This window comes from Microvirga massiliensis (genome assembly GCF_001006805.1).
Classification (GTDB): domain Bacteria; phylum Pseudomonadota; class Alphaproteobacteria; order Rhizobiales; family Beijerinckiaceae; genus Microvirga; species Microvirga massiliensis.
The window spans coordinates 57,763-61,145 of record NZ_LN811353.1; the positions used below are offsets into that span (position 1 = coordinate 57,763).

3 protein-coding genes are annotated in these 3,383 nt (G+C 69.0%); 1 reads left to right on the forward strand and 2 read right to left on the reverse strand.

The window, feature by feature from the left end; translation table 11 throughout:
• The coding region (locus BN1233_RS48350; RefSeq protein ID WP_046864017.1) for an efflux RND transporter permease subunit at positions 1-1,805 on the reverse strand (1,805 nt) is incomplete at its 3' end.
• 4 nt (positions 1,806-1,809) lie between these two features.
• Positions 1,810-3,042, reverse strand: a complete 1,233-nt coding sequence (locus tag BN1233_RS12930; RefSeq protein WP_244470894.1) for an efflux RND transporter periplasmic adaptor subunit — start codon at positions 3,040-3,042, stop codon at positions 1,810-1,812.
• Between the two features lie 155 nt (positions 3,043-3,197).
• Here BN1233_RS12930 and BN1233_RS48355 point away from each other — a divergent pair.
• Positions 3,198-3,383: TetR family transcriptional regulator (locus BN1233_RS48355; RefSeq protein ID WP_046864018.1), on the forward strand; the 186-nt coding region annotated here is incomplete at its 3' end.

Genomic DNA, 3,383 nt, shown 5'->3' on the forward strand with positions numbered 1-3,383 from the left:
TGGACCTGCGGCATGCCCTTGAGGATCCCCTCGACCTGCTCGACCACGCGGCCCGTGCGGGCCACGGAGGCGGCCTCCGGCAACTGCACCGAGACGAAGAATGCGCCCTGGTCCTCCTCGGGCAGGAAGCCCGTTGGCGTGCGCTGCGAGAGGAGGTAGGTCCCGGCCCCGAACGCCGCGACGAGCGCGAGCGACAGGACGGACAGACGCAGGGTCTTCCTCACGATCGCGGCATAGCCGTCCCGGACATTGTCGATGCGCCGCGAGACCCACGCCATGATCCTGCGCTTCTCTCCCGTGTGCCGCAGCAGGACGCCACAGAGCGCCGGCGAGAGGGTAAGTGCATTGATGGCCGAGATCACCATGGCGGCGCTGATCGTCACCGAGAACTGGCGGAACAGCTCGCCCGAGATCCCGGGGATGAAGGCGATCGGCACGAACACCGACAGGAGGACGAGCGTGATGGCGATGACCGGCGCGGTGATCTGCGCCATGGCCTTCTTGGTGGCCTCGGCGGGTGACAGATCCGGCTCCTCCTCCATGACGCGCTCGACGTTCTCGACCACGATGATCGCGTCGTCGACGACGATGCCGATCGCGAGCACCATGGCGAGGAGTGACACCGTGTTGGCGGAGTAGCCCATCATCAGCAGCACCGCGAAGGTGCCGATGACGCTGACCGGCACCGCGAGGAGCGGGATAAGCGTGGCGCGCCAGTTGCCGAGGAACAGGAACACCACGAGGCCGACGATCACGAAGGCCTCGACCAGGGTCTTGATCACGACCTCGATCGTCTCGTTCACGAAGGTGGTCGAGTCGTAGACCGCCCGCAGAGAGACGCCCTCGGGCAGGCGCTCCTGGACCTTGTCGAGCGTCACCCCGACCGCTTCGGCGGCGGTCACGGCGTTGGCGCCCGGCGACAGGAAGATCCCGATACCGACCGAGTCCTTGCCGTTCAGGCGCCCGAAGGTGTCCGAGTTCTCGGCCCCGATCTCGACGCGGGCGACGTCGCGCACGCGCAGCGTGGAGCCGTCCGGGTTGGCGCGCAGCACGATCGCGCCGAACTCCTCGGGCGTCGAGAGACGGCCCTGGGTCTGCACGTTCATCTGGAGCCGCTGGTCGTCCGGGACCGGCTCTGCGCCGATGCGGCCGACCGGCGCCTGCACGTTCTGCGCCTGGATCGCCCGAATGACATCGGAGGCGGCCAGGTTCAGGCCGACCAGCCGCTCGGTGTCGAGCCAGATCCGCATCGAGTAGTTGAGCCGCCCGAACAGCATCGCCTGCCCGACGCCCGGCGTGCGCGACAGCTCGTCGATGACGTTGATCGTCGCGAGGTTCGTGAGGAACAGCGGGTCGTGCTCGGGGGACTCGCTGGTCATCACGACGAATTGCAGGATCGAGGAGGACCGCTTCTGGACCGTCAGTCCCTGGCGCTGCACCTCCTCGGGAAGCTGGGAGAGCGCCGTCTGGACGCGGTTGTTGACGTTGACGGTGTTGATGTCGGGGTCGCTGCCGAGCGCGAAGCTGACGTTCAGCATGTAGCTGCCGTCGTTGCCGGCGGTGCTCTTCATGTAGAGCATCTGGTCGACGCCGAGCACCTTGGACTCGATCGGCTGCGCCACCGTGGATTCCACGACTTCGGCGGAGGCGCCGGGATAGACCGCGGAGACCATGACCTGCGGGGGCACGATGTCCGGGAGCTGCGCGACGGGGATGCGCATCAGCGCGAGCGTGCCGGCGATGACCGTCACGAGGGCGATGACGATCGCGAGCCGCGGGCGGTTGATGAAGGTCGATGAGATCATGGAATCAGCTCCTGTCGGCCGTCGAGCCGTCGAGGGCGAGATGGCTGACATCGGCGGGAGCGGGCGCGACCGGCAGGCCCGCCTGGACGCGCTGCACGCCCTCGAGCACCACGCGCTCGCCCTCCTTCAGGCCGTCGGCGACCACCGCCACGGCCGGAGTGGACTGGCCGAGCCGCACGGTGCGACGCTCCGCCCGGTTGTCGGCGCCGACCACGTAGACGAAGTCGCCGCGCTGATCGGACAGGACCGCCTCCCGCGGGATGGTCACCTGCTGCACGGGCTCGGCTCCCTCGAGCACCACGGTGACGAACTGGCCGTCGATGAGCTCGCGCGGGCTCGTGTCACCCTTCTCGCTGCCCGGCAGGATCGGGTTCGGGATCGTGCCGCGCAGGGTGATCGTGTCGGTGTCCCGCCCGACCGTGATGTCGACGAAGTCGAGCTTTCCGGCGTGCCCGTAGAGGCGCCCGTCCGAGAAGCGCAGCCTGATGCCGACCGCGTCGAAGCCGTCCTTGGCATAGCGGGTGCGCAGGTCCTCGGCAGTCCGCATGGAAACCGGGAAGGTGACGTGGATCGGGTCCTGGCTCACGATGGTCGCGAGGACGCCGGAGCCCGGCCCGACGACGTTGCCGGTCGTGACGGCGCTGCGGCCGATGCGGCCGTCGATCGGAGCACGGATCTCGGTGTAGCCGAGATTGATCTCGGCCTGGCGGACCTGCGCCGTGGCGGCTTGCAGTTGCGCGGCGGCGGTCCGCTCCTGCGCGAGGGCATTGTCGAGGGCCGCCTGGGTGCCGGCGCCCCTCTCACGGAGTTCCTGCGCGCGGGCGAGATCGCTGCGCGCATTGGCGAGCTGGGCCTCGGCCTGGGCAATGGCGGCCTGCCTGACCGCGACCTCCGCCTCGTAGGGCTCCCGTTCGAGCCGGTAGAGCAGGTCGCCCTTTCTCACCTCGGCGCCCTCCCGGAAGAGCTGCTCGTCCAGGAATGCATTGACGCGCGCCACCAGCCCGACGCGGTCGACCGCCTGCACGCGGCCCATGAACTCGAAGCTCTCGGTGACGGGGCGGCGCGCAGCCTCGACGACGCCCACCGCGGGCGGGCCTGAGGCGGGCTGGGCGGCGAGCGGTCCGGCCACGAGGCCGGAGGCAAGGGCCGCGGCGAGGCCGAGGCCGGCTGCCCGGCGCAGGAAGCGGTAGTACGGCATCGGGCGCCGCACCGGAGGTGGGGAAGGTTGCTGGGGCACGTCGTTCTTCCTTGAGCGGTGGAGCACTGCCGGGGTCGGGAAGGCGGATGCCGCCATGCCCTTGCCCAGTTAATATACAATGCGTATGTATGTGCCCAGCTCATATACGTACGGGCTGTTTGTTCGTAAAGGGTGCGGGGCAGGAGAAATCGATCATGCGACGGACGAAGGAGCAGGCCGCGGAGACGCGCCGACTCATCCTTGAGGCCGCGGAGCGGCTGTTCCTGGAGCGCGACTACGAGACCGTGTCGCTCGAGGAGATCGCCGCCGCGGCCGGGATCACGCGCGGCGCGGTGCATTGGCACTTCCACAACAAGCAGGGCCTGCTGCTCGCGATCCGA